This window comes from Geothrix sp. (genome assembly GCF_030219325.1).
Classification (GTDB): Bacteria; Acidobacteriota; Holophagae; order Holophagales; family Holophagaceae; genus Geothrix.
Window position 1 is genome coordinate 1,559,612 of the sequence record NZ_CP126625.1, and the last position, 25,656, is coordinate 1,585,267.

Here is a 25,656-nt window from a genome sequence, read left to right on the forward strand (position 1 = left end):
TATGGGTCCATCAGAAATCTAAATGGGTGGGGCATAACTGAGGCGTCGAATCGGGCCTTCCGGATAGGATTTTTTTATAGCCCGACCGCCCGTTGGATTCACGAGCCCTTTTCCGGAGGACCCGATGACCTGGAAGCGCATCCTCTCGCTCACCCTGATGCTTGGCGCGGGGCTTCCCCTCTGCGCCCAGGGGACCGGTCCCGTGAACGATTCCGGGGCCACCGCCTGGATGCTCACCTCCACCACCCTGGTGCTGCTGATGGTGCCGGGCCTGGCGATGTTCTACGGTGGCCTGGTGCGCACGAAGAACGTGCTGGGCACGATGATGCACTCCTACGCGGCCATGGCCGTGGTGGGCGTCCTTTGGACCGTGGTGGGCTACGCGCTGAGCTTCGGGCCCAACGCCCTGGGCGGTCTCATCGGCTGGAGCCGCGGCCTGGTGCTGCTGCGCAGCATTGACCACACCATCCTGCCGGCCGGCGTGCCGGAATATGCCTTCGCCATGTTCCAGGGCAAGTTCGCCATCATCACGCCGGCCCTCATCGCCGGAGCCGTGGCGGAACGGATCTCCTTCCGCGGCTGGGTGGCCTTCATCACGCTCTGGGTGTTGTTCGTCTACTGCCCGCTCTGCCACTGGGTCTGGGCGTCGGACGGCTACTTCTTCAACCTGGGCGCCAAGGGCGCCATCGACTTCGCCGGCGGCACGGTGGTGCACATCTCCTCCGGCGCTGCGGGCCTGGCCCTCGCGCTGTTCCTCGGGGCGCGCCACGGCTATCCGAAGACGGCCATGGCCCCCAACAACCTCACCTTCACCCTCATCGGCGCGGGCCTGCTGTGGGTGGGCTGGTTCGGCTTCAACGCCGGATCGTCCATCGCCTCCAACCTGGAGACGGCGCGGGCCCTCACGGTCACCCAGGTGGCCGCGGCCTCCGGCGCCCTCACCTGGGTGCTGATCGAAACCATCCGGGACGACAAGCCCACCAGCCTGGGCATGGCCTCGGGCATCTTGGCGGGTCTGGTGGTCATCACCCCCGCCGCCGGCGTCGTGCAGGTGGGCGGCGCCATCGTGCTGGGCGCCATCGCCGCCTGCGCCTGCTTCGGCATGATCCTGCTGAAGAACCGCCTGGGCTATGACGACTCTCTTGATGCCTTCGGCATCCACGGCACCGGAGGCATCGTCGGCGCCCTGGGCCTCACCTTCTTCATCCGCGATTCCTGGTGGGCGGAGGCCGCGGCCAAGTCCCCAGGTTGGGGCCTCTTCGCCCAGCTGAAGGTGCAGGCCTTCGCCGCGGGCGCCACGATCCTCTTCTCGGTCTGCATGACGCTGCTCATCGCCCTGCTGGTGGAGAAGCTCGTGGGCTTCCGCGTGGCCGAGGCAGTGGAGAAGACCGGGCTCGACCACGAGATCCACGGCGAACGGGCCTACGGCCTGAACAACTTGAACTAAGGAGCTCCCATGAAGCTCATCACCGCCATCATTCCCGAAGAGAAGCTCGACGAGGTCCGCGAGGCCCTGATCGAGGCGGAGATCGAACGCATCACCGTCCTGCGCGTCAGCGGCCACGGCCGCCAGCAGGAGATCGTGGTGCAGCGGGGCAAGAAGGTCGTGCCCAACCTCATCCCCAAGGTGCAGATCACCATCGCCTGCAACGATGCCTTCGAAGACATCACCGTGGACACCATCATCCGCACGGCCCGCCACGGCGGGGGCGAGGTGGGCGACGGGAAGATCTTCGTCCAGGACCTGAAGGAGTGCATCCGCATCCGCACCGGCGAGCGGGGCGGCCAGGCCATCTGAGGGCCTCCCCCTTCCCATCGCGGCGAGGGCTTTGAGTTCAAATCGCCCCCCGGAAGGAGTATCTTCGCCTGGAGACCGGAGCCCGCATGCTGTTTCCTGGAGATTGGGTGGAGGTGCTGTCGGCGGCGCAGATCCTGGCCACCCTCGACATGGACTCCACCCTCGAAGCGCTTCCCTTCATGCCTGAAATGCTGGCCTTCTGCGGCCTGGTCTTCCAGGTCCAGGTCCGGGCGGATCGGACCTGCGTCCGCGCCCTGCCGCCTGGAGAGCCCGAGCCCATCCGGGCCCTTCGGGACTGCGTCGTGCTGGCGGGGCTGCGCTGCGACGGTGCCGCCCACGGGGGCTGCCAGCTGGGCTGCATGTTCTTCTGGAAGGAACGCTGGCTGAGGAAGGTCGAGGGCCCGCGCCCCCGCCTGGCGGGAACTCCGCCGCCAGCCGCGTCCCCGGTTGCCCTGTCCTCGTCCAGGGGGGCGGACCCCGCCGTCTTCTTCTGCCAGGGCACGGACCTGGGCCGGGCGACCCGGCGCGGCCACTCGAAGTGGAATCCCGTCGAGTACTTCCACCTGGTGAGGGCGGGCACCTTCACGGTCCCCGGGGTGATCCGGATGCTCCACCATGCCGGAGTCCGCAAGGTTGAACTGCTGCTCCTCACCCGGCTGCCCTTCCTGCGGGCCGCCCGGAATCCGGCCCCCGAACCCCTGGGGTTGCGGGCTGGCGAGTGGGTGGAGGTCAAGAGCATGAAGGAGGTCCTTCAGACCCTGGACCTTCACGGATGCCACAAGGGGCTGGCCTTCAGCAACGACATGTACGGCTTCTGCGGCCAACGCCTGCTGGTCCAGAGCCGCGTCCAGACCATTCTCGCCGAGGAGACCGGCCGGGTCCGCACGGTCCAGGACACCGTCATCCTGGCGGGAACGACCTGCCGGAAGTACATGGGCTGCGCCCGGCAGATGCCCCTCCTCTGGCGGGAGGCCTGGCTGAAGCGAGTCGACTCGCCCTTTCCCTGACGGGATCCCCTGTGCGGGGGACCGGCCAGTCCAGGTTTCCCCGACCTTCGCAGCAGATGGGACAGGGTAGGCTTCGAGGCATGCGATCCATCGTCTGGTTCCGGGGCAAGGACCTCCGCTTGGCGGAGCACGCACCGCTGACCGGGGCCGCGGCAGCGGGCGAGGTGATCCCGCTCTTCGTGCTGGATCCCTTCTTCTTCGCGCCGGAGCGGGCCCGGGAGCTGCCCCACCGCATGCAGTTCCTGCTGGATTCGCTGCGGGCGCTGGAGGCCGATCTCGCGCACCTGGGCTCGCGCCTGGTGGTGGTGTCTGGGCGCAGCGGGGAGGTGCTGCCCCGACTGGCGGCGCAGTGGAAGGTGGACCAGGTGCTGGTCCATCGCTGGGTGGAGCCCTTTGGTCGCGAGCGCGATCGTCGGATCGCCGAGACCCTGGATCGGGAGCGCATCGCCTTCCGGCTCTTCGAAGGGGAGACCCTGCTGCCACCGGGTTCCGTGCGGAACGGACAGGGCGCCATGTTCCGGGTGTTCACGCCCTTCGCGAGGGCCGCCGGAGCGAGGCTGGATCTGGATCGGGCGCTGCCAGCGCCCCGCTCGCTGCCGCCCCTGCCGGAGGGACTCGCCATCGAGACGGCGCCGATCCCGACGCTGGCGGACCTTGGTCTGCCTCTGAAACCGAATCTGCAGACCGGTGGCGAAAAGGCCGCGTGGGCCCGGTTGAAGGCCTTTGTGAGCGGCCCCATCGCCGACTACGGGACCGACCGCGACCGAATGGATCGCCCGGGCACGTCACGGCTCAGCGCCGACCTGAAGTTCGGCACCCTGTCCGCCCGCGCAGTCTGGCAGGCTGCCGCGGCAGCCGGAGCCGGCGAATCCGGGCGGCGCTTCCTCAACGAGCTGCTGTGGCGGGAGTTCAGCCATCACCTGCTCTGGGAGTGGCCGGAGCTGCTGAAAGCCCCCTTCCGTGCGGATTTCACAGGCTTCCCCTGGCGCGAAGATGAAGCCGACTGGCGTGCCTGGAGCGAAGGCCGCACGGGGTACCCCGTGGTGGACGCCGCCGCCCGGCAGCTGCTGGCCGAGGGCTTCGTCCACAACCGCGCCCGCATGGTGGCCGCCAGCTTCCTCACGAAGCACCTGCTGCTGGATTACCGCCTGGGCGAGGCCCACTACCTGAAGTGGCTCACGGATGGCGACTGGGCCCAGAACAGCGCCGGCTGGCAATGGAGCGCGGGCTGCGGCTGCGACGCCCAGCCCTGGTTCCGCATCTTCAATCCCGTGGCCCAGGGGCTGAAGTTCGATCCGGAGGGCGCCTACGTGAAGCGCTGGGTGCCTGAACTGGGCGGCTGCCCTGTGGCCTTCATCCACGAACCCTGGAAGCTGCCCCGGGGCCAGCGGGCCCATCTCGACTACCCCGAACCCATCGTGGATCACGCCCTGGCTCGGGAGCGGTTCCTGGCCACGGCGAAAGGGCATCTGGGCCGGATTAAGGAATGAGCAGGACTTTGCCGGTCGTGGTTCTGGATTCCAAGAGCCGATGGGCCTCGGCCCCCTGGGCCAGGGGAACCCGGGCGGCAATGTGCACCTTCAAGTGACCGCGGCGCACCCAATCAAACAGCTCGTCCGCTCGCATGAGGCGATCTTCCCGGGTGCGGAGCACGTTCCAGAGGTCGCCGCCGGTGAGGCTCTTGCTCGTGTCCATCAGGTAGCGTGGATCCACGGGCACGGGATCGCCTCCGGCCATGCCGAAGAACACCACGTGGCCACCGGTCCGGGCCGCCTCCAGGCTCATTTGCAGGGTGGAACCCACGCTGTCGTAGACCACGTCCACACCCTCGCTGAGCACCATGCCCGTCTCGTCAACCCTGCTTCGGAAATCCCGGGAGGCCTGCGGCCAATCCGCGCCGAAGAGGACCACTTCCTTCGCTCCCGCAGCCAGGACCGGCTGGATTTTCGATTCCTTCGACACGATGCCCATGACTTCGGCCCCCAGCAGGGTGGCCATCTGCACGAGCAGCAGGCCCACGCCCCCGGCAGCTGCGTGGACGAGCACGCTGTCGCCTTCCCGGATGGCGTGGCTGTCCCGGACGAGGTACTGGGCGGTGAGCCCTTGCAGGAGCAGGGCCGCCGCGGTTTCGAACGGGATGTCGTCCGGGAGGGGGATGAGCTTGGCGAGGGGGACGATCACCCGTTCGGCATGGGCGAAGGGGGAGTCCGCAAAGGCGACCCGGTCGCCCACCTTGAACCCGGTCACGCCCGGGCCCAGAGCTTCCACCTCGCCCGCCGCCTCATAGCCCGCGATCCAGGGGGCTTCGCCCTTCTGGTGGTAGCGGCCCTGGCGGCGGTAGCAGTCCGCAAAGTTCATCCCGATGGCCCGGGTGCGCACGCAAACCTCGCCGCCTCCGGGCACGGGATCGGGGAGGTCGCGCCATTCCATGACTTCCGGGCCACCATAGTGGCTGAAGGTGAGGGCTTTCATATGGGGCCTCCTGACGTCCCGGGCCGCGTAGGGGAACCTCGACCGGAACCATCTCCTGGATCAGGTTAGTCCCATCTCCAAGCAATCCCGGGGGTCCGCAGTCGGGGGGGCGCCCTGATAGAGTAATGAGTAAGCGGTTTTTTATTCCTTCTGCGTTAATGACTTACGGGTAACCCATGCACACCATCCGATTCGACGGCAAGACGCCTGGTGCCGCGGAATGCGACCGGGAGACGGCGCTCCTCGCCGCCAGCGCCAAGGCGAACGTGCCGCTGAACCACCGGTGCGGGGGCCATGCCCGCTGCGGCACCTGCCTCGTCACGGTGGTGGAGGGCGCCGAGCACCTCAGCGAGAAGGGCGCGGCGGAAACGCGCGTGCTCCTCGCCCTCAAGGCCGACCCCGACCAGCGCCTCGCCTGCCAGACCTGGGCCCGGGGCGACGTCAGCGTGAAGTACTAAGTACCGACGACCCGCCGCCCTTCCATGGCGCGATCCAAGGTGAGTTCGTCGGCGTATTCGAGGTCGCTGCCGATGGGCAGGCCCAGCCCGATGCGGGTGGTGCGGATGCCGATGGGTTCCAGCAGGCGGGCCAGCCAGCTGGCGGTGGCCTCGCCATCCACCGTGGGGTTGGTGGCCAGGATGACCTCCTGGATGGCCTGATCCTCCAGGCGCTTCAGCAGCTCGCGGATGCGCAGCTGATCCGGGCCCACGCCCCGCAGGGGGGAGATGAGGCCGCCCAGCACGTGGTAGCGGCCCCGGAAGTGGCCGCTACGCTCGAAGCTGAGCACGTTGGAGGCTTCGGCCACGATGACCAGGCTGGCGGGATCCCGGCGGGGATCCAGGCAGATGGGGCAGGTGGGCTGGTCCGTGAAGGCTCCACAGGTCCCGCAGAAGCCCACCTTCTCGGCGGCCTGCTGCAGCTGGTGGGCCAGGTGGGCCATGGCCTCCGGCCCCTCCTTCAGCAGGTGCAGGGCCATGCGCTGGGCGGACTTCGAGCCCACCCCCGGCAGCTTCTGGAGGCTCTCGACCACGGCCTCGAGGGGCGGCGGCAGCTTCATCCCGTTACAGCCCCAGGCCGGGCAGGTTGAGGCCGGCGCCCATGCCGCCCATCTGCTTCTTCATGGTCTCGTCGACCTTGGTGGTGGCATCGCGGAAGGCGGCCAGCAGCAGGTCTTCGAGCATGGAGGGATCCTCGGGATCCAGGGCGTCCTTGGCGATGGAGAGGCCCATCAGCTCCTTGGAGCCATTGAGGGTGACCTTCACCAGCTCGCCGCCGGCGGTGCCTTCGACGCGCAGGTTGGCCTGGGTCTCGGCCAGCTTCGCCTGCATCTGCTGGGCCTGTTTCATCAGAAAGCGCATGTCCATGGGATCAGCCTCCGGGGGGGACGTCGTGGGGTGGGCAGGATGCGTGGTGCAGGTGGGGCCAATGGATCCGGCGCAGCCGCCTGGCCAGCCAGAGCATGAAGAAGTATCCGATGGGCAGGGCGAGAACGGTGCAGATGAAGCCGCCGATGAGGTAGGACTTGAGGATCGGGCGCAGCATGGTGGTCATGGCGTCGAAACCGTCCCAGGTCAGGAAGCTCCGCCAGCCGATCTCATGCCACTGGACCCGGGCCAGGTTGGCGCTGCTGAAGCGGCCGCGCACCAGGTTGCCCACCCAGGTGCTGGCGGTGGCGATGGGCACCATGGTCCAGGGGTTGTTGATCAGCATGGCCATGATCATCAGGGGCCGGTGGAGCCGCCGGAAGATGAGGCAGAACGCGAACACCATGCCGGTGTGGAGTCCCAGCAGGGGGTTCCAGGCGATGGAGAGCCCCAGGCAGAAGCTCCAGGCCACCTGTTCGGGGCTCAATTCCGGATGGAGGATGTGCGCCTTCAGGCGGCCCCAGACCCCCCTGGGGGGTGGCGCGGGAACGGGCATGGGCGAGGGCGGCGCTGCGGCATCAGTCATGGGGCGAAGTGGTCGAATCCAAGGTCCGGCAAGGCGCGCGGCGCCCCTCCATCATAGACGAGAAGGGGCGCCGGGCCCCTCGGGACGGCCCGGCCCACCGGGATCAGTGCCAGGCCCAGCCTGGCCTCCAGCTCGGCCTGGGGCAGGGAAGTGCCGAAGCAGCGGGCATAGTCCTCGCCGCCGCGCAGGGCATCCTCGTCCAGATCCTGGTCCACGACGATGCTGAGACCCGAGGCCTCCGCCAGATTCCGCAGATCCCGGCTGAGGCCATCGGACAGGTCCAGGCAGGCGTGGACTTCCGGCATCGCGCCCAGACGAACCCCCAGGCCCAGGCGGGGCCTGGGCGCCAGATGGACCGCCAGGTCGGGGTCGGGGTTTACTGGATCCCAGCGCCACCCGGCCTGGAGCTTGCGCAGGCCCCGCAGGCTGGCGCCGGGCCGCTGGTCCACGAAGATCCGGTCACCGGATTCCAGGCCATCCCGCCGGAGCCACCGGGGCGCGAAGCCGAAGGCCGTCAGGCCGAGCCCCAGGCCCGCAGGTCGCCCCACGGTGTCGCCCCCCAGGACCCGCACCTCGGCCTCCCGGCTGGCGGCGGCCAGACCTGCCAGGAAGGTGTCGAGCCAGGGCGCCTCCACCTCCGGCCCCAGGGCGAGGGTCAGGGTGTAGCCGAAGGGGCGGGCCCCGGAGGCGTCCAGGTCCGACAGGTTCACCGCCAGCAGCTTCCGCGCCAGCAGGTCGGGCGGATGCCAGTCGAGACGGAAGTGCTGGCCCGACTCCATCAGGTCCGTCGTCACCAGCAAGGTCTGGCCGGGTGGCGTGGCGGGGAGGGCCCCGCAGTCGTCCAGGAGGTCCCCACCGCCGGGCAGCAGGTCCCGGATCCGGGCAAGAATTCCCGTCTCCATCAGGGGCATGAAAGGACCTCCGTCACACTTCCAGTCTCCCACGGCCCAGGAGGCCAGGCGATGCTTGGTCCCGGGCCTTGGCGATGCTAGGTTGGTTGGGTCCGCCCATGCAGGGCCCCCTATATGAATCGCGAGGAGACGACCATGGCCATCACCAAAGTCTGGATCGAAGAAGGCTGCATCGTATGCAACGCCTGCGAGGCCGAGTGCCCCGACGTGTTCCACGTCACCGACACCAGCTGCAACATCAACGGCTCGGTCCGCAAGGATGGCGTGGACAGCGAGAACCGCGACGAGATGAGCGAGCTGAACGATGACGTCCAGACCGCCCAGGAGGCCGCCATCGAGGCCGCCGCCGCCAGCTGCCCCGTGGAAGTCATCAAGTTCGACAAGGTCTAAGCCCCAAGGCTGAAACGGCTCCGCCGTTTCAGATACGAAAAGGGCGCCTCGCGGCGCCCTTTTCGTTGTTCCGGTGGCCTATTCCTTCAGCCCCACGTTGACTTCGAACTCGCCGAACTCCGTCTTGAAGGGGATGGCGATGCAGGGGACGTCGCCGCTGCGGCTGATCTTGTGCCCCTTGCCGACCACGACGGTGGGCACGGAGATGTTGAGGCTGAAGCCGTCCTGGATCAGCAGGCGGCGGGCGTCGCCCACCACGATGTTGCCGATCTCGCCAACGGCATCCTCCACGCTCTGGTCCAGGGTGGCGATCTCCTCCATGAGCATGTTGCTGGCGATGCGGCAGGCCAGGGAGGCCGGGAAGCTCAGGATGATGGAGCCGGACGTGTCCCCCGTGATGCCGATGATGGCCGAGATGTCGTAGGTGGTGATGAGGTCCTCTTTGACCGACAGGCCGATCTTCTCGGCCGCGATGCTGGCCATCATCTCGAGGCTGCGGAGGGTGGATTCGATGAAGGGATTGATGAAGGCGACGTTCATGGGACCCCGGTCGGTTTGACTTTCCCTTGTTTCGGTCAAGGTTCCGGGGGGCATGACTTCTGGCATTGAGGGGGATGGGCACTGGGGTCACCATGGAGAATTCCAGGAGTTGCCCATGCTCATCCGCCTGCAGGCCGATCTGAAGACCGCCATGCTGGCCCGGGATGCGGCGCGCACCCAGGTGCTCCGCATGGCCCTGGCCGCCTACAAGAACGAGGCGGTGGCCAAGGGCCTGGGCCCCCAGGGGACCCTGCCCGAGGCGGAGGCCATCGCCGTGTTCAAGCGCCTGGTGAAGTCCCGGGAGGACAGCGTCGCCCAGTTCGAGAAAGTGGGGCAGGCGGAGCGGGCCGCCCAGGAGCGGCAGGAGATCGAACTGCTGAAACCCTATCTGCCGGCCATGATCGAGGGACCGGCCCTGGAGGCGGCCGTGAAGGAGGCCATCGCCAGCAGCGGGGCGAGCTCCAAAAAGGACATGGGGCTGGTGATGAAGGCCCTGCAGGCGGCCCATGGCACCGCCTACGATGGCAAGGCCGCCTCGATCCTGGTGCAGTCGCTCCTCGCCTGAGGCTCGTGCCAGCTTCATGGGTTAGACTCGAAGGTTCGAGGACCCCATGAAGCAGTCGAAGCTCCTGATCCAGACCCTGCGCGAGACGCCGCGCGATGCCGATGTCGTGAGCCAGCAGCTCATGATGCGGGCTGGCATGATCCAGAAGGTGGCGGCCGGGATCTACAGCTACCTGCCCCTGGCCTTCCGGAGCATCCGCAAGTTCGAGGAGATCGTCCGCGAGGAGCTGGCCAAGGATGGCTGCCAGGAGCTGCTCATGCCGGCCGTGCTGCCGGCCGAGCTGTGGCAGGAGAGCGGGCGCTGGAAGTTCTACGGCGACGAGCTGCTCCGCTTCTGCGACCGCAAGGCCAAGGCCGAGGTGGCCGAGCGCCGCGCCCGTGGCGAGAAACCCGACGAGCGGGACTTCTACAACTTCTGCCTGGGGCCCACCCACGAGGAAGTGATCACCGACATCGTCCGCAAGAACGTGCGCAGCTACAAGCAGCTGCCCATGAACCTCTTCCAGATCCAGACCAAGTTCCGGGACGAGCGCCGCCCGCGCTTCGGCCTCATGCGGGGCCGCGAGTTCACCATGAAGGACGGCTACTCCTTCCATCCCGACGATGCCTGCGCCGACCGGGAATACTGGGCCATGTTCAACGCCTACAAGCGGATCTTCTCGCGCCTGGGCGTGAAGTTCCGCCCCGTGGAGGCCGACAGCGGCGCCATCGGCGGCAGCTTCACCCACGAGTTCCACGTGCTGGCGGGCAGCGGTGAGGACGCCATCCTGAGCTGCGACGGGTGCGATTACACGTCGAACATCGAGAAGACGGAGGCTCCGGCGCTGGGCGCCGGAGAGAATGGAACCGCCTTTGAGCTGAAGCGGGATCACTTCGCCACGCCCGGCGTGGTGGGCCAGGTGGAGCAGGCGGCGGGGATGAAGGATGCCGAGCACGATGGCATGCCCATCGAGCAGACCAGCAAGTTCTTCCTCTACCGCGTCACGTTCGGCGATGGCGCCACCAAGCTGGTGGGTGCCGTCCTGCGGGGCGACCATGAGGTCAATCCCGTCAAGGTGAAGAACTTCACCGGGGCCGCGGAAATGGAGCTCCTACCCCTGGAGGAGGCCGAGGCCTTCACCGGCGCCAAGACTGGCTTCATGGGGCCCGTGGGGCTCAAGGACGTCCAGGTCCTGGTGGACGCCAGCCTGAAGGGCGCCGTGAACCTCACCTGCGGCGCGAACCGGACGGACTACCACCACTTCGGCCTGGACCCCGTCCGTGATCTGCCCGGCTGCACCTTCACGGACCTGCGCATGGCCGCCGAAGGGGACACCTGCACCCGCTGTGGGAAGGGGCGGTACCAGCCCTTCCGCGGCATCGAGGTGGGCCAGGTCTTCAAGCTCGGCATCAAGTATTCCAAGTCCATGGGCTGCACCTTCCTGGATGAGCAGGGCAAGGAAAATCCGATGGTGATGGGCTGCTATGGCATCGGCATCACGCGCACGGTGGCCGCCGCCGTGGAACAGAACTACGACGCCGACGGCATCATCTGGCCCTGGCCCATCGCGCCCTACCAGGTGCACCTGCTCTGTCTGGATCCGGCCAGCGCCGACGTGGCCGGTGTGGCCACGCAGGTGGAGAAGGATCTCGAGGCCGCCGGTTTCGAGGTGCTCCATGACGACCGGGAGGGCATGAGCCCCGGCGCCAAGTTCAAGGATGCCGACCTGCTGGGTTTCCCCCTGCGCATCACCGTGGGCGCCAAGGGCCTGAAGGACGGCATCGTGGAGCTGCGCGACCGCCGCACCAAGGACGTGATCAAGCTCAAGCCCGAAGCGGCCGTGGCGGAAGTCTCCGCGGCCCGGGATCGCATCATGCTGGAGCTGGAAACCGCAGGAGGGCGCTGATGGCAGAAGGCCGGGTCCACCTCACCACATTCATCGAAGGGGTGCTGGTCCACGGCCAGCAGACGCCCTTCGTCCTGCTCGTGCCTTCACCGCACAGCCCCCATCGGGGCCTGCTCATGCCCGCCCAGATCCCCTGGTCGCCGGGCTTCCTCCCCACCTCGCTCCTCAACGCGCAGATCGAGGCCGCCTGGGGCATCCCCTTCCGATTCGTGGACAGCTCGGTGCTGCCGGTGGTGTTCGATGAGCGCACCAGCCGCCTGCCCACCCCCTGGCTCCTGCGCCTGGAGGGTCTCGAGGGCCAGCAGCGCCTCTACCTCAGCCACCTCCTCCGCACCAAGGCGCCCGACGACCTGCTGCCGCCGCCGCCCGCCGGCGGACAGTGGTTCAGCGACAAGGGCCTGCTGAACGCGGATCTGCTGCCCGGTGTCCGGCGCCTCTGCCAGTCGGCCCTGCAGGCGGTGGCGGAGGGCTGAGGTTCCAATCACCTTCTGTTCAAACGAAAATCGGCGCCGACGGCGCCGATTTTCGCAGGGGCTGCGCCTGAGAGTTCAGTGCTGCTCGAACGCATTGAAGAAGTAGCCCACCTCGAACTTCGCGCTCTCGGGCTTGTCGCTGCCATGGGTGGCGTTGCGGCCGATGTTGGCGCCGAAGCGCTTGCGGAGGGTGCCTTCGGCGGCATTGGCGGGATTGGTGGCGCCCATGAGGTCGCGCCAGCGGAGGATGGCGTTCTCGCCCTCGAGCACCATGATCGCCACGGGGCCCTCAGTCATGAAGGCCTCGAGCTCGGGGTAGAAGCCCTTGCCCACGTGCTCGTGGTAGAAGCCCTGGCAGATGGCGGGGGTGAGCCGGGTCAGCTTCAGGCCCACGATCTTCAGGCCGCTCTGCTCGATGGCGGTGATGATCTCGCCGACGTGGCCGTCCTTGACGGCGTCGGGCTTGACGATGGCAAAGGTGCGCTCTAGGGCCATGGTGCCTCCGGAATCCAAACGATCAGTGTGCCCTGAAGGGGTAACTTCGGCAACCACGAAGGCTTGAGGGCAGTCACGGGCGCTGGGAAATGGCGACTCATCGCGCTACAATCGATGGTTTACGCGACTGGACGGCTCCATGCTCGATAACTTTCTCAAGAAACTCATCGGCTCCAAGAACGACCGGGAGCTGAAGCGCCTCTGGGCCAAGGTCCAGGCCATCAACGTCCTCGAGCCGGAGATCTCGGCGCTGAGCGACGAGGCCCTGAAGGCCAAGACCCCCTATCTCAAGGAGAAGCTGGCGAACGGCGCCACCCTGGAGGACATCCTCCCCGAAGCCTTCGCCGTAGCCCGCGAGGCCAGCAAGCGCGTCCTCAAGATGCGGCACTTCGACGTGCAGCTGGTGGGCGGCATGGCCCTGCACGAGGGCAAGGTCGCCGAGATGCGCACGGGTGAGGGCAAGACGCTCACGGCCACGCTGCCGCTCTACCTGAACGCCCTGGCAGGCAAGGGCGCTCACCTGGTCACGGTGAACGACTACCTGGCCCGCCGCGACGCCGAGTGGATGGGCCGCCTCTACACCTGGCTGGGCCTGAGCGTCGGCATCATCCAGCACGGCCTCGACGACCAGCAGCGGCGGGACGCCTACGGCTCCGACATCACCTACGCCACCAACAACGAGCTGGGCTTCGACTACCTCCGCGACAACATGAAGTGGGACCTGGAGGACTTCACCCAGCGCGGCTTCAACTTTGCCATCGTGGACGAAGTGGACAGCATCCTCATCGACGAGGCCCGGACGCCGCTCATCATCGCCGGCAGCAGCGAGGAGGACACCTCCAAGTACTTCCGCATCGATGCCATCGTTCCCAAGCTCAAGAAGGACACCCACTACAAGGTGGATGAGAAGGACCGCCAGGTGATGCTGACGGATGACGGCATCCACTACGCCGAGCAGCTGCTGGGCGTGACGAACCTCTACGATCCGACCAGCATCGAGACCCTGCACGGGTTGAACCAGGCCCTCCTGGCCCACAACCTCTACCGCCTGGACGTGGACTACATGGTCCGCCCCAAGGAGGATGGCAAGGGCATGGAAGTGGTCATCGTGGACGAGTTCACGGGCCGCCTCATGCCGGGCCGCCGCTGGTCCAACGGCCTGCACCAGGCCATCGAGGCCAAGGAGGGCGTGGAGGTCAACGCCGAGAACCAGACCCTCGCCACCGTCACCTTCCAGAACTTCTTCCGCATGTACAAGACGCTGGCCGGCATGACCGGCACGGCCGAGACGGAGGCCACGGAGCTCCACTCCATCTACAAGCTGGACGTGATCGTGGTGCCCACCAACATGCCCATGGTCCGCAAGGACTTTGCCGATACGGTCTATTCCACCCGGAGCGGCAAGAAGAAGGCCATCGTGGAGGAGATCAAGGACCTGCACACCAAGGGCCAGCCCATGCTGGTGGGCACGGCCAGCATCGAAAGCAGCGAGGACCTGTCCGACGCCCTCAAGGCGGCCCGCATCCCCCACGTGGTGCTGAACGCGAAGCACCACGAGCGGGAGGCCGAGATCGTGGCCCAGGCCGGCCGCAAGGGCGCCGTCACCATCGCCACCAACATGGCAGGCCGCGGCACCGACATCATCCTGGGCGGCAATCCGGAAGGCCTAGCCCGGCTTGAAGCCAAGAAGAAGAACATCGCCCTCTACGATGAGGAGGGCTTCGAAACGCCCGAGTTCTCCGCCCTGGTGGAGCAGATGCGCCTGCAGACCGCGGCCGAGCACGAGGAAGTGGTGTCCCTGGGTGGCCTGCACATCCTCGGCACCGAGCGCCACGAGAGCCGCCGCATCGACAATCAGCTCCGCGGCCGCGCCGGCCGCCAGGGCGATCCCGGTTCGAGCCGTTTCTACCTGTCCCTCGAGGACGACCTGATGCGGATCTTCGGCGGCGACCGCATCAAGAACCTCATGGGCGCCATGGGCATGAATGATGACGAGCCCATCGAGGCGGGCATGGTCACGCGCGCCATCGAGCGCAGCCAGAAGCGCGTCGAGACCCACAACTTCGAGATCCGCAAGCACCTGCTCGAATACGACGACGTCATGAACAAGCAGCGCATCTTCTTCTACGGGCTGCGCACCGAGATCCTCAAGGGCAACACCAAGGACTACGTCCTCCGCGTCGCCGCCGAGATCGCCGAAGGCATCGCCAACGACTTCCTGCCCGACAAGGGCGAGCGCGACCTCGCGGGCTTCCGGGAACGCGTCGAGCAGCTGTTCACGCTGACCGGTGAGGAAGTGGATGCCGTGGGCCAGATGCCCCAGGCCCAGGCCAGCGAAGCCCTGGGCGCGCTGGTCCAGCGCTACTACGAAGGCAAGGACGAGCGCCTGGGCGGCGAAGGCATGCGCAGCTACGAGCGCTGGTCGATCCTGCAGATCATCGACGCGGCCTGGAAGCGCCACCTGCTGGTCATGGATCACCTGAAGGAGGCCATCGGCTTCCGGGGTTACGGCCAGAAGGATCCGCTGGTGGAATACAAGCGCGAGAGCTACGAGTACTTCGAGCAGATGCGCTTCGGCTACGAGGACGAGATCATCTCGTACCTCTTCCGCGTGGAGCCCCAGCCGGCCTACGTTCCGGATGAGGACTTCTTCCGCGGCCCCTCGGAGACCTTCGAGCTGGGTCCCGACGAGCAGGGCAATCCCCCGGATGGCATCCAGCGGGTCCTCCGCTTCACCGCCGGCGGGCTGGAAGATTGATCCTCATTGCCTTCCCATTGAGAAAATCGCAGGGGGCCATCCGGCCCCCTGCGATTTTCTTAGGCAGGGCCTCCGGCCCTGTTTCACACTAGGGGCATGGAACTCATCGTTGTCACGGGACTCTCCGGTGCTGGCCGCCACTCGGTGCTCGGGGCGTTGGAGGACACGGGCTGCACGGCCCTGGACAACGTTCCCCCCAGGCTGCTGGAGCCCCTGATCGAACTGGAAGCCAAGCTGCAGCCCAACCGGGAGCGGCTGGTCGTGGGCATGGACAGCCGCCAGGCGGATTTCGCGGAGGAGTTCGGCCCGCTGCTGGAGCGACTCCACCTCGGCGACGTGCCCGTGCAGGTGGTCTTCTGTGAGGCCTCGGAGGAGGTCCTGCTGCGCCGCTTCTCGGAGACCCGCCGCCCCCACCACCTCGCGCTGCTGGGCACGGCGGGCGAAGGCATCCAGCGTGAGCGGGAGCTGCTGGCCCCCATCCGGGCCCTGGCCACGACCATCCTCGACACCAGCCAGCTCACCCTCTCGGAGCTGCGCCTGCGCATCGCGGCCCTGGTGCCCCAGGTGCCCACGAGAAGTACCGCGGTGCGTCTGCTCAGCTTCGGGTTCAAGCGGGGGGTCCCGCCGGATGCGGACGTGATCCTCGATGCGCGGTTCCTCCCCAACCCCTTCTACGTCGAGGCCCTCAAACCCCTCACGGGCCGGGACTGGCCCGTGCAGCAGTACCTGCTGGAATCCCACGAATTCAGGGAATTCCTGGAACGCGCGGAGTCCTGGCTGCGCTGGTCCCTCCCGCTCGTGCAGCAGGAGGGCCGCGCCTACCACACGCTGGCCATCGGGTGCACCGGGGGCCAGCACCGCTCCGTCGCCCTGGTGGAGATGCTGGCCCACCGGCTCAGGGCCGATGTGGCGGCCCTGACCGTGCGGCACCGCGAACTGGAAGGCTGAGGTTCAGGCTCAGCCCTCGGTGAACACCACGCCCCGCTTGGCCATGTCCTCGCGGATGAAGGTCCAGGCGCCGGGCTCCTGGCCCACGAACTCCGGGGGGCTGATGCCCTTGCGGCTGAATCCGCCCTTGGCCAGCAGCCGCACGGCCGCCGTGCAGGTGTAGCCCGTGGTGCGGGCCATGGAGGTGGTCTTCGTGGCCCGATCGTAGCGGTCGAGCAGGTTCAGCTGGTGGCGCACGGGGCGCCCATCCTTCTCTCCCTCCACCGTGACCCTCATGACGGTGAAGTCCTCGTCGCCCTCCTCCATGAACCACATGGGGAAGAGCAGGGCCGTGGTCAGGTCGAGGGGGCTGATCTCCACACCGGCCACCCGGATCTTCTCCTTGTTGAAGAAGCCCGATTCCCGCAGCATGCGCATCTTCTCGATGTGGCCGGGGTAGCGCAGGGTCTTCTCCTTCATGTCGGGGATGCCGGGGAAGCTCTTGATGAGGCTCCGGAGGCCGTCGGTGTTGAAGGATTCCAGGGTGCCCAGGCCGGGGAAGTCGAGGAGTTCCGGCTCCGAGAGGGCGGGAAAGACCACGACCTTGCCGTCCTTCACGTAGCGGGTGGGCCGGGTGTACTCCTCGATGACGTCGATGGGGCTGAAGCCGGCCTTGTACTCGTAGGGCCAGGTGCGGATCGCGGGGAGCCCGCCCACCAGAGTCTCGAAGGAGGTGATGCGATCCCACTGGCGGGAGAGGTCGCCCAGGATGATGTTGTGGCATCCCGGCGCGATGCCGCAGTCCACGATGGCCGTCAGCCCCTGGGCCTTGGCCAGCGCGTCCAGCTCGAAGCAGTCCTCATCGAAGAAGGAGATGTCCACCAGGGGCTTGCCCGCCTCCAGCACGGCCTTGGCCGTGGCGAAGCCCATGAAGCCCGGCACCGATCCCACCACCAGATCCGCGCCCGCCACGGCGGTCTTCACGCCCTCAGGGGTGGACAGGTCGGCGGCCAGGGTGGTGAGGCCTGCGGCCTGCATGCGGGCCAGGGCGGCTTCGGAGCGATCCGCGACCGTGACCTTGAAATCGGGGGCCAGGTCCTTGGCCATGGCCCCGCCCACGCGGCCGGCTCCGAGAACGACGACATGCTTCATGGCAGTCCCCCTGTGAGGTGTAGGTATGTAGGTGCTTGCCGGATTATCCCCGGGATGTCGGCCACTCCCAGGCCGATCCCCTACTTTCTTGACAGATTGTCCAGAGCGGTGGGGAGGCTCGGCCTACTCGGCGGCTGCGACCCGGGGCTTCACCGCGAGGTAGACGGGCCAGCCCAGGGCCACCAGGATCAGGCCCGGCCAGGAGTAGCTGGGCCGGTGGATGAAGAGGGCGCCGACGATGGCGCAGGCGCCCACCAGGTAGAGGGCGGGCACCACTGGATAGCCCCAGACGCGCACGGGGCGCTCCAGATCCGGCCGGCGCCAGCGCAGCAGGAAGACGCCACCCACGGTGAAGACGTAGAAGAGGATCGTGGGCAGCATGACGAAATCCAGCAGCTGGCCATAGGTGCCCGTGAGGGTGAGCAGGCAGGTCCAGAGGGCCTGGATCCAGAGTCCGAAGGCCGGAACACCGTGGGCATTCAGCGATGCGGCGCTGGGGTAGAACAGGCCGTCCTCGGCCATGCGCTGGTAGACACGGGCTCCCGACAGCACCAGACCGTTCAGGCAGCCGAACATGGAGATGAGGATGCTGCCTGCCATGATGAGGCCGCCGCCGGAGCCCAGCAGGGCCTGCAGGGCGGCACTGCCCACGCGATCCTGGGGGGCATTGGCGATGCCGGTGGGACCCAGCACCTTCAGGTAGGCGGCATTGGCCAGCACGTAGAGACCGCAGACCAGGGTGGTGCCGATGAGCAGGGAGTAGGGGATGGTCCGCTCGGGCTCTTTTACTTCGCCGGCAATGAAGGTGATGGCATTCCAGGCATCCGCCGAGAACATGCTGCCGGTCTGCACCACCAGCAGGGCCGTCAGGAAGGGCAGGGCGGCGGAGCCATCCAATGGGAGGAACGGGGTCTGGGCGGCGGCCACCGGGGGCTTCAGGAACAGGCCCAGGAGGATGAGCGCCGCCAGCCCGCCGATCTTGGCGACGGTGAACAGGTTCTGGATGCGGGCGCCCAGCTTGACGCCGTAGAGGTTCACGGCACTGAGGAACACCACCACGGCGATGGCCGAGAGCCGGGAGGGCGTCAGGCCCAGGTGGTAAGGCCCCACCGCGATGCTCTGCGTGACCTGCCACAGGGGCACGTCCAGGTGGGGCCCGAGCCACGCGGTGTCCGTGACCGCCGGGAAGAAGGTCCCGAGATACTTCCCGAAGCCCACGGCCACGGCGGCGATGGTGCCGCACTCGATGACCACGAAGAAGGTCCAGCCATAGAGGAAGCCGGTCATGGCGCCGTAGGTCTCGCGGAGGTAGGTGTACTGGCCGCCGGCCTGCGGGAACATGCCCGCCAGCTCACCGTAGCTCAGGGCCGCGAAGAGCGTCAGCACCGCCGTGAGGCCCCAGGCGGCCAGCAGGAAGCCGCCCGAGTGCCCGGTGCGCACCATGTCGGCCGCGACGATGAACACGCCGGATCCGATCATGGACCCGGCGATGAGCATCGTGGCCGAGAACAGGCCGAGGTGACGGCGGTAGCCGGTGGCGTTCATAGGTTCCTTGGGTAGATCGAACCACGCTACCACGGCATCCTGGAGGGATGGCGCGTTCCCCCATCTCCCTCCGGCTCTCCGTGGCCATCCTCGTCCTGGCCGCCCTGCCGGTGCTCGGCGGGTGGTGGGCCTGGAAAGGGCAGGGGCCGCTGCAGCAGGAGGCCACGGTCCTGGTGAAGAAGGGCACGAGCATCAACCAGATGGCGGACCAGCTGGAACGCGAGGGCGTGATCCGCTCCGCCTCGCTGTTCAAGCTCTGGGCCCGGGCCCGCAAGCTGCAGCTCATCCGCGGCGAGTACACCTTCAGCTCCCAGGCCAGCCTTTCGGACGTGGCGGGCAAGCTGCGGCGGGCGGAGATCCACTACACCACCGTCTCCATTCCCGAAGGCGCCCATGCCTGGTCGGTGCAGAAGCGCCTGAAGGACTTCGTGCCTGAAGAGGTTTTCTGGACCCTCTGGAAGAGCCCGCGGCTGGCCCGGACCGCCGGCTTCGAGGGGGCCGAGAGCCTGGAGGGCCTGACGGCCCCGGCCACCTACAAGCTGCACCACGCCATGGAACCCGAGGAGGTCATGCTCATGCTGGTGGAGGCCTTCCGCGACCAGGTGCGACCGAAGCTCGAAGGCGGCGTGCTTCCGCCCTACGAGACGCTGATCCTGGCGAGCCTGGTGGAGAAGGAGACCAAGCTGGCGGAGGAGCAGCCGAAGGTGGCCGGGGTCTACAAGAAGCGCCTGGACCTCGGCATGCGCCTGCAGTGCGACCCCACCAGCCTCTACGCACGCTGGATCAGCGGTGATCTGCGGTTCACCGCCCCGCTGGTGGCGGACATCCGGCGCTCCCATCGGTTCAACACCTACGCCGTGGCCGGCCTGCCGCCCACGCCCATCGCCATCCCCAGTCCCACCGCCATCGAGGCCGCCAAGGCCCCTCTGGCCGGGAAGGACCTCTACTTCGTGGCCACCGGCAAAGGGGGGCACAGCTTCGCGCCCAGCCTGAAGGACCACAACAAGAACGTGGGCGTATACCGCAAGGAAATCGCCCGCCAGAAGAAAGTGGCCCGTGGCTAAGCTGCGCCTGGATCTGCTGCTGGTACAGCTGGGCCTGTGCGAAACCCGCGCCCGGGCCCAGGCCCGCATCCTCGCGGGGGATGTCCTGGTGGAGGATCGCCCCGTCACCAAGGCCGGTACCGCCGTGGACGAGGCCGCGACCATCCGTCTGCGCGGGGAGGCACTGCCCTTCGTGAGCCGGGGTGGCCTCAAGCTGGCCGGTGCGCTCGATCTGTGGGGCATCGATCCGGCGGGACTCACCTGCTTCGATGCCGGTTCGAGCACCGGCGGCTTCACCGACTGCCTGCTCCAGCGCGGCGCGGCCAAGGTCTACGCGGTGGACGTGGGCACCAACCAGCTGCACTGGAAGCTCCGCAGCGATCCCCGCGTGGTCTCCATGGAGCAGGTGAACCTGCGCACCTGGGATCCGGCCTGCATTCCGGAACGCTGCCACCTGCTGGTGGCGGACCTGAGCTTCATCTCGCTGCGCCTGGCCATCCCGCCGGTGCTGCCCAGCCTCGTGCCGGGGGCCGAGGCGGTGCTGCTGGTGAAGCCACAATTCGAAGCCGGGAGGGAGGATGTGGGTTCCGGCGGCATCGTGCGCGATCCGGCGGTCCACCGGCGCGTCCTGGTCGACACCTGGACCTTCTTCGCTGCAACGGAGCTTCGCCCTCAGGCCCTGGGCGTGAGCCCCATCAAGGGCGGCGAGGGCAACATCGAATTCCTGCTGCGTCTCAACCTGGGCGGGGCGCCCGGGGATTTGGGCGCCGCCCTGGCAGGGCTGGATCTTTGATCTGCCGGAACTGGGCCTAGAGGCTGTCCCAGTCGGTCTTGAGGGCGCTCGCCACGGGTTCCGGAGGTTTGGTCGCGGTGATCGGAGCCCACCCACCCTGGCCCTGCACGGACATCCACCGGGTGAACCCGTCGAGGACCGGCTGACAGCCCGAGTGGGTGCCGTGGCCGGTGAAGGACAACAGGGCGGTCCGGTCATCGAGGGTGGTGTTGACGCGGGCGATGTCCGTCCGGCCCGCCCGCTGGAACAGCTCGATGGGAGCGGATTCCCGAGTGTAGAGGCTGATCGTGGCGCCCGACGTGGAGTCGGCGATCCAACCCAGGGCTTCGCCCAGGTCCTGGAAGGTGCACAGGTTCACCGTGGGGCCCGTCACCTGGTGGCGGAACAGCCCCATGTCGGCGGTCACGCCCTCCCAGACGCAGGGCTGCATGTAGACGCCATGGGAGATCTCGCCCTTCACCTGGGCCGTGCGGTTGGCCTCGGTCCACTGGGCGCCGCCGGTGAGCAGCGTTGCGCCCTGGGCCAGGCCCAGGTCCCAGTGCTCGCGGAACGCCGTGGCCGCGCGGGCGTTGATCATGGGGCCGTAAGCCACGTCCGGATGCGTCAGGGGGTTGCCCACCTCCAGGGTGGCGACGCGATCCAGGAGGCGCTGTCGGAACACCGCCGCGCAGGCCTCGTGCACAAGGAGGTTGACCAAGCCGATGGGGCGCTGGCCGGCCTGGCCGAAGGCGGCCTGGACGGCATCGTCCGCCGCCCGGTCCAGGTCGGCGTCCGGCAGGATCACCAGGCTGCCTTTCCCCACCAGGTCCAGGCTTGGCAGGATGAGGTTCCGGCCGCAGGCCTCCCCCACGATGCGTCCCAGGGAGGCCGAGCCCACGAAGCTGAAGGACTGGAAGTGACCCTTGTCGATGCCCGCCAGGAAGTGCTTGCCGCAGCCGGCCCGGCCCCGGCCGTTGACCGTATTCACCACGCCTGGAGGGAGGCCCGCCTCCATCATGGCCCGGAGGAGCAGGTAGGCAGCGGTGGGGGCGTTGTCGCTGGGCTTCCAGACGACGGTGTTGCCGCAGAGGATGGCGGGCAGGATCTTGCAGGCGGGGGCCGCCAGGGGAGAACTGCCCGTGGCGAGGACGCCACAGACGCCCACGGGCCGGCGACGCGGGCCGGCACCTGCCGGAAGCTCCTGGGCCCCGACGGCGGCCGCGAAGAAGGCGCAGGCGTCGATGGCCTCCTGGACATCCCCCAGGGCCTCCCGGGGGGTCATGCCGACTTCGCGGGTGATGATGCGGGCCAGCTTGTCCCGGTGGGCGGTCAGGATGCCGGCCGCGCGGAGCACGATGGCCTCCCGGGCCGGGAAGGGGGTTCCGGACCAGGCGGGGAAGGCGTCCGCGGCGGCCTTGGCGGCCCGGGCCACATCCTTCTCGCCGCTGTCGGGGAACATGCCCACCAGATCCCGGCTGTCCACGGCGGACTTGGACTGGATCAGGGAGAGGTCGCCCTCGACCTCCTTGCCATTGATCAGGTTGAACCCAATGACGCTCTTTCCCGCGGCAGCGGCATGGGGCGAGTTGGCTTTCACATACATGCCTGGCTCCGGATCGAGGGATAAGCATAACCAGAGCCAGCACTGCCTCTGCATGCCATCCCTCGGTTCATCGGCCTCCGCCCTGTACACTGGAATATTGCCGGAGTCCGGGTGTTCGATAGCATCTCCATCCCCACCATCCTCGTCAGCTATGTGGCCCTGCTGTTCAGCCTCAGCGTCCACGAGGCCAGCCATGCCACCGTGGCCTACTGGCTGGAGGACGACACCGCCGCCCGCTTGGGGCGCATGACGCTGAATCCGCTGGCCCATATCGATCCCCTCGGCACGGTGGTCTTCCCCCTTCTGGGCATGGCCACGGGGTTTCCCTTCATCGGCTGGGCCAAGCCCGTGCCCGTGGACCCCCGGAATTTGACCCGTCGCTTCACCCAGAGGGGTGGCATGGCCATCGTGTCCGCGGCCGGGCCTGCCTCGAATTTGGTGCTGGCCGTGATCTTCCTGTCCCTCCTTCTGATCCTGGTAAAGCTCGTGGCACCGCCCCGGGAGCTTGAGCTGCGCCTCTTTGTCCATGCCTTGTTCGCACGGAAGGTTGAGAACCTGCAGGCCCTGGAACTGGGCACCGGAATGACGCTGGCCCTGGCCATGACTGGCCGTCTGGTGCTCATCAACATCGGGCTCGCCCTGTTCAACCTGCTTCCCATGGGACCTCTGGATGGTTCTGGAATCCTGCGGGGCCTGTTGCCCTGGCGTTGGCTTCCGAAATACGACCGCGTCCAGCCCTGGATGGGTGGGGCCTTGATCGTACTGGCCCTTACGGGTCTGCTGGGTTACGTCATCGGCCCTGTCTTCGGGTTGATTCTTTCGGGCATCGAAGCTGTCGCCCGCGTTTTTCTTGGAGCCTGATCCATGCAGCACCGCGTCCTCTCCGGCATCCAGCCTTCGGGCTCCCAGCACATCGGCCACCTGGTGGGGGCCCTGGACAACTTCACCCGCCTACAGGGCCAGGGCGAGGCCTTCTACATGATCGCGGACTGGCACGCGCTGACTTCGAAGTACGAGTCCGTCGAGGAGATCTGGCCGGCCACCCTCGAGCTGACGGCGACCTTCCTGGCGGCGGGCCTGGATCCGAACCAGGCCACCTTGTTCGTGCAGAGCCTGGTGAAGGAGCACGCTGAGCTGCACCTGCTGCTCTCCATGGTGACGCCGCTCTCCTGGCTGGAGCGGGTGCCCACCTACAAGGAGAAGCTGCAGAACGCCGTGGCGGACCTGGGCAGCTACGGCTTCCTGGGCTACCCCCTGCTCCAGACCGCCGACATCATCATCTACAAGGCCCACAAGGTGCCCGTGGGCGAGGACCAGCTCTTCCACCTGGAACTGGCCCGGGAGGTGGTGCGCCGCTTCAACTTCCTCTTCCAGCGGGAGGTCTTCCCCGAGCCCGAGGCCGTGCTCACCAAGACGCCCAAGGTGCCCGGCCTGGACGGCCGGAAGATGTCGAAGAGCTACGGGAACTGCATCTACCTGCGCGACACCAACGCCGAGATCCTGGAGAAGTGCACCCGCCAGATGGCCTCAGACCCCGCGCGGGTCCGGAAGACGGATGTGGGCAACCCCGACATCTGCCCAGTCTTCGAGTTCCACAAGCTGTTCAGCGATGACGACACCATCCAGCTGGTGAATACGGAATGCCGTCGGGCGGGCATCGGCTGCTTTGACTGCAAGAAGCGAGTGGCCGAGGCCATGACCCGCCGCATCGAGCCCGTGCGGGAGAAGATCGAGGGCCACTTGGCCCACCCCGGGGACATCGAAGCCGTGCTGCGGGACGGGAGTGCCAGGGCACGGTCCGTGGCCGCCGAGACCATGGCCGACGTCCGGGATGCCATGAAGATGCCGGTGCTCTGAGGGCCTCCCACGGACCCCAGGATACGGTGCAGAACCGGGTCTTGCGTTCCGGGGCGGCCCTGGTAAACTTTTCTTCTCGTGGTCCCTTAGCTCAGCTGGTTAGAGCATCTGACTCTTAATCAGAGGGTCCCCGGTTCGAGTCCGGGAGGGACCACCAGACCAGGAGCCCGCAGACTAAACATCTGCGGGCTTTTTCGTGCTGTCTCTCCCGTCACATCTCGTTCTCCTGGGCGCGTTGTGGATGAGGGTGGCCGCTATAATTCCTGATTGAGGAAGCCGATCCCCGAGGGGGATCCGGGCTTGAAAAGCAGGGTTGCCGGGAGGAACACCGTGGATCTGAAACGCGCCATCATCGACCTCATGCCCGGCCCCCTGGTCCGGACCTTCGCCGCCCCGTACATCTCGGGCAAGGGCATCGCCAGCGGAGTCACCAAGGCCGACGAGTTGCACGCGAAGCTGGGCATCTCGTCCACGGTGGATCTGCTGGCCGAGGAGGTCTTCAGCCGCGAGGACGTGGAAGCGACGGTGCAGGTCTACCTGCGCATGGTCGAGGCCCTGAAGGACCGCCCCTTCGCCAGCATCAGCCTCAAGCCGACCTCGCTGGGCATCAACGAGAGCGAGGAGTACTGCCAGGCCAACCTGCGGCGCATCGTGTCCGCTGCCGCCGTTCACGGCATGCACATCACCCTCGACATGGAAGACCGGCACTTCACGGACGTGACGCTGCGGATGTTCAAGGCGATCCGCGACGAGTTCGACAACTTCGGGATCGTCCTCCAGAGCCGCCTGTTCCGCACCGCCGAGGACATCAAGAACCTCCATGCGAAGCGCTGCAAGGTGCGCATCTGCATCGGCATCTACAAGGAGCCCGCCGACGTGGCACTCCAGGAGAAGCCGGACATGAAGGACAGGCTCTTCGAGCTCGTGCAGCTCCTGCTGGAGCACGGCCACTATCCCGAGATCGCCACCCATGACGAGCCGCTGGTCCGGCGCTGCATGGCGTACCTCGACCAGCAGGGCGTGGCGAAGGATGCCTACGAGTTCCAGATGCTGCTGGGCGTGCCCCGCACGGAACTGCAGCAGGAGATCGTCAAGCGCGGCCAGATCGTGCGCCTCTACGTGCCCTTCGCGGAGGACTGGAAGTACGCGGTCCACTACCTCAAGCGCCGCCTCGCCGCCAACCCCGCCATGGCGCTCATGGTCATGAAGAACATGTTCGGCAGCTGAACGGGATTTTGCTGTTGGGAAAGCCGATTTTCGGGAGTATGGTGCTCCCGTGGGATCGTGTCCCACCCATCCGGAGGATTCCATGAAGAAGTTCCTGGCGCTGGCCCTGGTCAGCTCGTTCGCCTTCGTCGCCTTCGCGTCCGAGGAGAAGAAGCCCGAGGCGAAGAAGAAGCCCGCCTGCGGCATGGCCTGCTGCGAGAAGAACAAGGTCGCCTCCTGCAAGGACTGCCCCGACTGCGGCAAGAAGAAGGAAGCCCCCAAGAAGGGCTGAAACCAGCCACCGCAC

At 67.3% G+C, this 25,656-nt stretch carries 27 protein-coding genes and 1 tRNA gene; 18 read left to right on the forward strand and 10 right to left on the reverse strand.

The genetic code is table 11. The annotated features are described in order from the left end of the window. The first annotated feature begins 124 nt into the window (after positions 1-124). The 4 genes from QOZ81_RS07015 (at position 125) to QOZ81_RS07030 (ending at position 4,295) form a co-directional block, all read left to right on the forward strand. Entirely contained in the window at positions 125-1,447 is a 1,323-nt protein-coding gene (locus QOZ81_RS07015) for an ammonium transporter (RefSeq protein WP_291199531.1), read from the forward strand. A 9-nt stretch (positions 1,448-1,456) separates the two neighbouring features. Then, the gene (locus tag QOZ81_RS07020) at positions 1,457-1,798 is read left to right on the forward strand and encodes a P-II family nitrogen regulator (protein ID WP_291199528.1); all 342 of its coding nucleotides are present in this window, start codon (positions 1,457-1,459) and stop codon (positions 1,796-1,798) included. 86 nt (positions 1,799-1,884) lie between these two features. Continuing rightward, positions 1,885-2,805 (forward strand): hypothetical protein, encoded by a 921-nt coding sequence (locus QOZ81_RS07025; RefSeq protein WP_291199525.1) that lies wholly within the window; start codon positions 1,885-1,887, stop codon positions 2,803-2,805. An 80-nt stretch (positions 2,806-2,885) separates the two neighbouring features. Further along, positions 2,886-4,295 (forward strand): cryptochrome/photolyase family protein, encoded by a 1,410-nt coding sequence (locus QOZ81_RS07030; protein WP_291199522.1) that lies wholly within the window; start codon positions 2,886-2,888, stop codon positions 4,293-4,295. Here QOZ81_RS07030 and QOZ81_RS07035 read toward each other — a convergent pair. Continuing rightward, positions 4,285-5,277, reverse strand: a complete 993-nt coding sequence (locus QOZ81_RS07035) for a quinone oxidoreductase family protein (protein ID WP_291199520.1) — start codon at positions 5,275-5,277, stop codon at positions 4,285-4,287. The two genes, QOZ81_RS07030 and QOZ81_RS07035, sit on opposite strands and share 11 nt — an antisense overlap. 176 nt (positions 5,278-5,453) lie before the next feature. Between QOZ81_RS07035 and QOZ81_RS07040 the strand changes: the two genes are divergently transcribed. Next, positions 5,454-5,735 (forward strand): 2Fe-2S iron-sulfur cluster-binding protein, encoded by a 282-nt coding sequence (locus tag QOZ81_RS07040; protein ID WP_291199517.1) that lies wholly within the window; start codon positions 5,454-5,456, stop codon positions 5,733-5,735. Here QOZ81_RS07040 and recR read toward each other — a convergent pair. From recR to QOZ81_RS07060, 4 genes are read right to left on the reverse strand one after another with little or no spacing between them, the layout of a single operon-like run. Next, positions 5,732-6,334 carry a recombination mediator RecR gene (recR, locus tag QOZ81_RS07045; RefSeq protein ID WP_291199515.1) on the reverse strand — a complete coding sequence of 201 codons (603 nt, stop codon included), beginning with the start codon at positions 6,332-6,334 and terminating at the stop codon, positions 5,732-5,734. The genes QOZ81_RS07040 and recR overlap by 4 nt on opposite strands. 4 nt (positions 6,335-6,338) lie before the next feature. Then, a complete protein-coding gene (locus tag QOZ81_RS07050; RefSeq protein WP_291199512.1) occupies positions 6,339-6,641 on the reverse strand; it encodes a YbaB/EbfC family nucleoid-associated protein in 303 nt (100 codons plus the stop codon). A 4-nt stretch (positions 6,642-6,645) separates the two neighbouring features. Continuing rightward, a complete protein-coding gene (locus QOZ81_RS07055) occupies positions 6,646-7,227 on the reverse strand; it encodes a DUF2062 domain-containing protein (protein WP_291199508.1) in 582 nt (193 codons plus the stop codon). Further along, positions 7,224-8,138: a thiamine-phosphate kinase gene (locus tag QOZ81_RS07060; RefSeq protein ID WP_291199505.1), complete on the reverse strand. Its 915-nt coding sequence runs from the start codon at positions 8,136-8,138 to the stop codon at positions 7,224-7,226. The genes QOZ81_RS07055 and QOZ81_RS07060 overlap by 4 nt, the downstream gene beginning before the upstream one ends. Positions 8,139-8,273: 135 nt before the next feature. Between QOZ81_RS07060 and QOZ81_RS07065 the strand changes: the two genes are divergently transcribed. After that, on the forward strand, positions 8,274-8,528 hold the full coding sequence (locus QOZ81_RS07065) for a ferredoxin (RefSeq protein WP_291199502.1): 255 nt from the start codon (positions 8,274-8,276) through the stop codon (positions 8,526-8,528). A 78-nt stretch (positions 8,529-8,606) separates the two neighbouring features. Here the strand turns inward: QOZ81_RS07065 and QOZ81_RS07070 are convergent, their stop codons facing one another. After that, the gene (locus QOZ81_RS07070) at positions 8,607-9,068 is read right to left on the reverse strand and encodes a chemotaxis protein CheX (protein WP_291199499.1); all 462 of its coding nucleotides are present in this window, start codon (positions 9,066-9,068) and stop codon (positions 8,607-8,609) included. Positions 9,069-9,183: 115 nt separating this feature from the next. On the opposite strand from QOZ81_RS07070, the gene QOZ81_RS07075 reads away from it, so the two are divergent. From QOZ81_RS07075 to QOZ81_RS07085, 3 genes are read left to right on the forward strand one after another with little or no spacing between them, the layout of a single operon-like run. Then, positions 9,184-9,633 carry a GatB/YqeY domain-containing protein gene (locus QOZ81_RS07075; protein ID WP_291199495.1) on the forward strand — a complete coding sequence of 150 codons (450 nt, stop codon included), beginning with the start codon at positions 9,184-9,186 and terminating at the stop codon, positions 9,631-9,633. A 46-nt stretch (positions 9,634-9,679) separates the two neighbouring features. Continuing rightward, on the forward strand, positions 9,680-11,518 hold the full coding sequence (gene proS, locus QOZ81_RS07080) for a proline--tRNA ligase (RefSeq protein ID WP_291199493.1): 1,839 nt from the start codon (positions 9,680-9,682) through the stop codon (positions 11,516-11,518). Continuing rightward, positions 11,518-11,991: a hypothetical protein gene (locus QOZ81_RS07085; RefSeq protein WP_291199490.1), complete on the forward strand. Its 474-nt coding sequence runs from the start codon at positions 11,518-11,520 to the stop codon at positions 11,989-11,991. Before proS ends, QOZ81_RS07085 begins: the two co-directional genes overlap by 1 nt. A gap of 75 nt (positions 11,992-12,066) precedes the next feature. Here the strand turns inward: QOZ81_RS07085 and ndk are convergent, their stop codons facing one another. After that, the gene (ndk, locus tag QOZ81_RS07090) at positions 12,067-12,486 is read right to left on the reverse strand and encodes a nucleoside-diphosphate kinase (protein ID WP_291199487.1); all 420 of its coding nucleotides are present in this window, start codon (positions 12,484-12,486) and stop codon (positions 12,067-12,069) included. Positions 12,487-12,625: 139 nt separating this feature from the next. Between ndk and secA the strand changes: the two genes are divergently transcribed. Together secA and rapZ are read left to right on the forward strand one after the other, a co-directional pair. Then, the gene (gene secA, locus QOZ81_RS07095) at positions 12,626-15,244 is read left to right on the forward strand and encodes a preprotein translocase subunit SecA (protein WP_291199484.1); all 2,619 of its coding nucleotides are present in this window, start codon (positions 12,626-12,628) and stop codon (positions 15,242-15,244) included. A 96-nt stretch (positions 15,245-15,340) separates the two neighbouring features. After that, positions 15,341-16,192, forward strand: coding sequence for an RNase adapter RapZ (gene rapZ / locus QOZ81_RS07100; RefSeq protein ID WP_291199481.1), 852 nt, complete (start codon positions 15,341-15,343; stop codon positions 16,190-16,192). 9 nt (positions 16,193-16,201) lie between these two features. Here rapZ and QOZ81_RS07105 read toward each other — a convergent pair whose 3' ends face one another. Both QOZ81_RS07105 and QOZ81_RS07110 read right to left on the reverse strand, forming a co-directional pair. Further along, the gene (locus QOZ81_RS07105) at positions 16,202-17,323 is read right to left on the reverse strand and encodes a saccharopine dehydrogenase family protein (protein ID WP_291199478.1); all 1,122 of its coding nucleotides are present in this window, start codon (positions 17,321-17,323) and stop codon (positions 16,202-16,204) included. Between the two features lie 123 nt (positions 17,324-17,446). Beyond that, positions 17,447-18,868, reverse strand: coding sequence for an APC family permease (locus tag QOZ81_RS07110; protein ID WP_291199475.1), 1,422 nt, complete (start codon positions 18,866-18,868; stop codon positions 17,447-17,449). Between the two features lie 47 nt (positions 18,869-18,915). On the opposite strand from QOZ81_RS07110, the gene mltG reads away from it, so the two are divergent. After that, on the forward strand, positions 18,916-19,932 hold the full coding sequence (gene mltG / locus QOZ81_RS07115; RefSeq protein ID WP_291199472.1) for an endolytic transglycosylase MltG: 1,017 nt from the start codon (positions 18,916-18,918) through the stop codon (positions 19,930-19,932). Continuing rightward, positions 19,925-20,704: a TlyA family RNA methyltransferase gene (locus QOZ81_RS07120; protein WP_291199469.1), complete on the forward strand. Its 780-nt coding sequence runs from the start codon at positions 19,925-19,927 to the stop codon at positions 20,702-20,704. Before mltG ends, QOZ81_RS07120 begins: the two co-directional genes overlap by 8 nt. 16 nt (positions 20,705-20,720) lie before the next feature. Here the strand turns inward: QOZ81_RS07120 and QOZ81_RS07125 are convergent, their stop codons facing one another. Next, positions 20,721-22,286 carry an aldehyde dehydrogenase family protein gene (locus QOZ81_RS07125; protein ID WP_291199466.1) on the reverse strand — a complete coding sequence of 522 codons (1,566 nt, stop codon included), beginning with the start codon at positions 22,284-22,286 and terminating at the stop codon, positions 20,721-20,723. Positions 22,287-22,397: 111 nt separating this feature from the next. On the opposite strand from QOZ81_RS07125, the gene QOZ81_RS07130 reads away from it, so the two are divergent. The 5 genes from QOZ81_RS07130 (at position 22,398) to QOZ81_RS07150 (ending at position 25,641) form a co-directional block, all read left to right on the forward strand. After that, positions 22,398-23,147 carry a site-2 protease family protein gene (locus tag QOZ81_RS07130; RefSeq protein WP_291199463.1) on the forward strand — a complete coding sequence of 250 codons (750 nt, stop codon included), beginning with the start codon at positions 22,398-22,400 and terminating at the stop codon, positions 23,145-23,147. A 3-nt stretch (positions 23,148-23,150) separates the two neighbouring features. Next, complete coding sequence (gene trpS, locus QOZ81_RS07135) at positions 23,151-24,143, forward strand: tryptophan--tRNA ligase (RefSeq protein ID WP_291199461.1); 993 nt, start codon at positions 23,151-23,153, stop codon at positions 24,141-24,143. Between the two features lie 80 nt (positions 24,144-24,223). Further along, positions 24,224-24,300, forward strand: a tRNA-Lys gene (locus QOZ81_RS07140). A gap of 173 nt (positions 24,301-24,473) precedes the next feature. Beyond that, positions 24,474-25,370 carry a proline dehydrogenase family protein gene (locus QOZ81_RS07145; protein WP_291199458.1) on the forward strand — a complete coding sequence of 299 codons (897 nt, stop codon included), beginning with the start codon at positions 24,474-24,476 and terminating at the stop codon, positions 25,368-25,370. Between the two features lie 82 nt (positions 25,371-25,452). Continuing rightward, on the forward strand, positions 25,453-25,641 hold the full coding sequence (locus QOZ81_RS07150) for a hypothetical protein (RefSeq protein WP_291199455.1): 189 nt from the start codon (positions 25,453-25,455) through the stop codon (positions 25,639-25,641). The last annotated feature ends 15 nt before the right edge of the window (positions 25,642-25,656 follow it).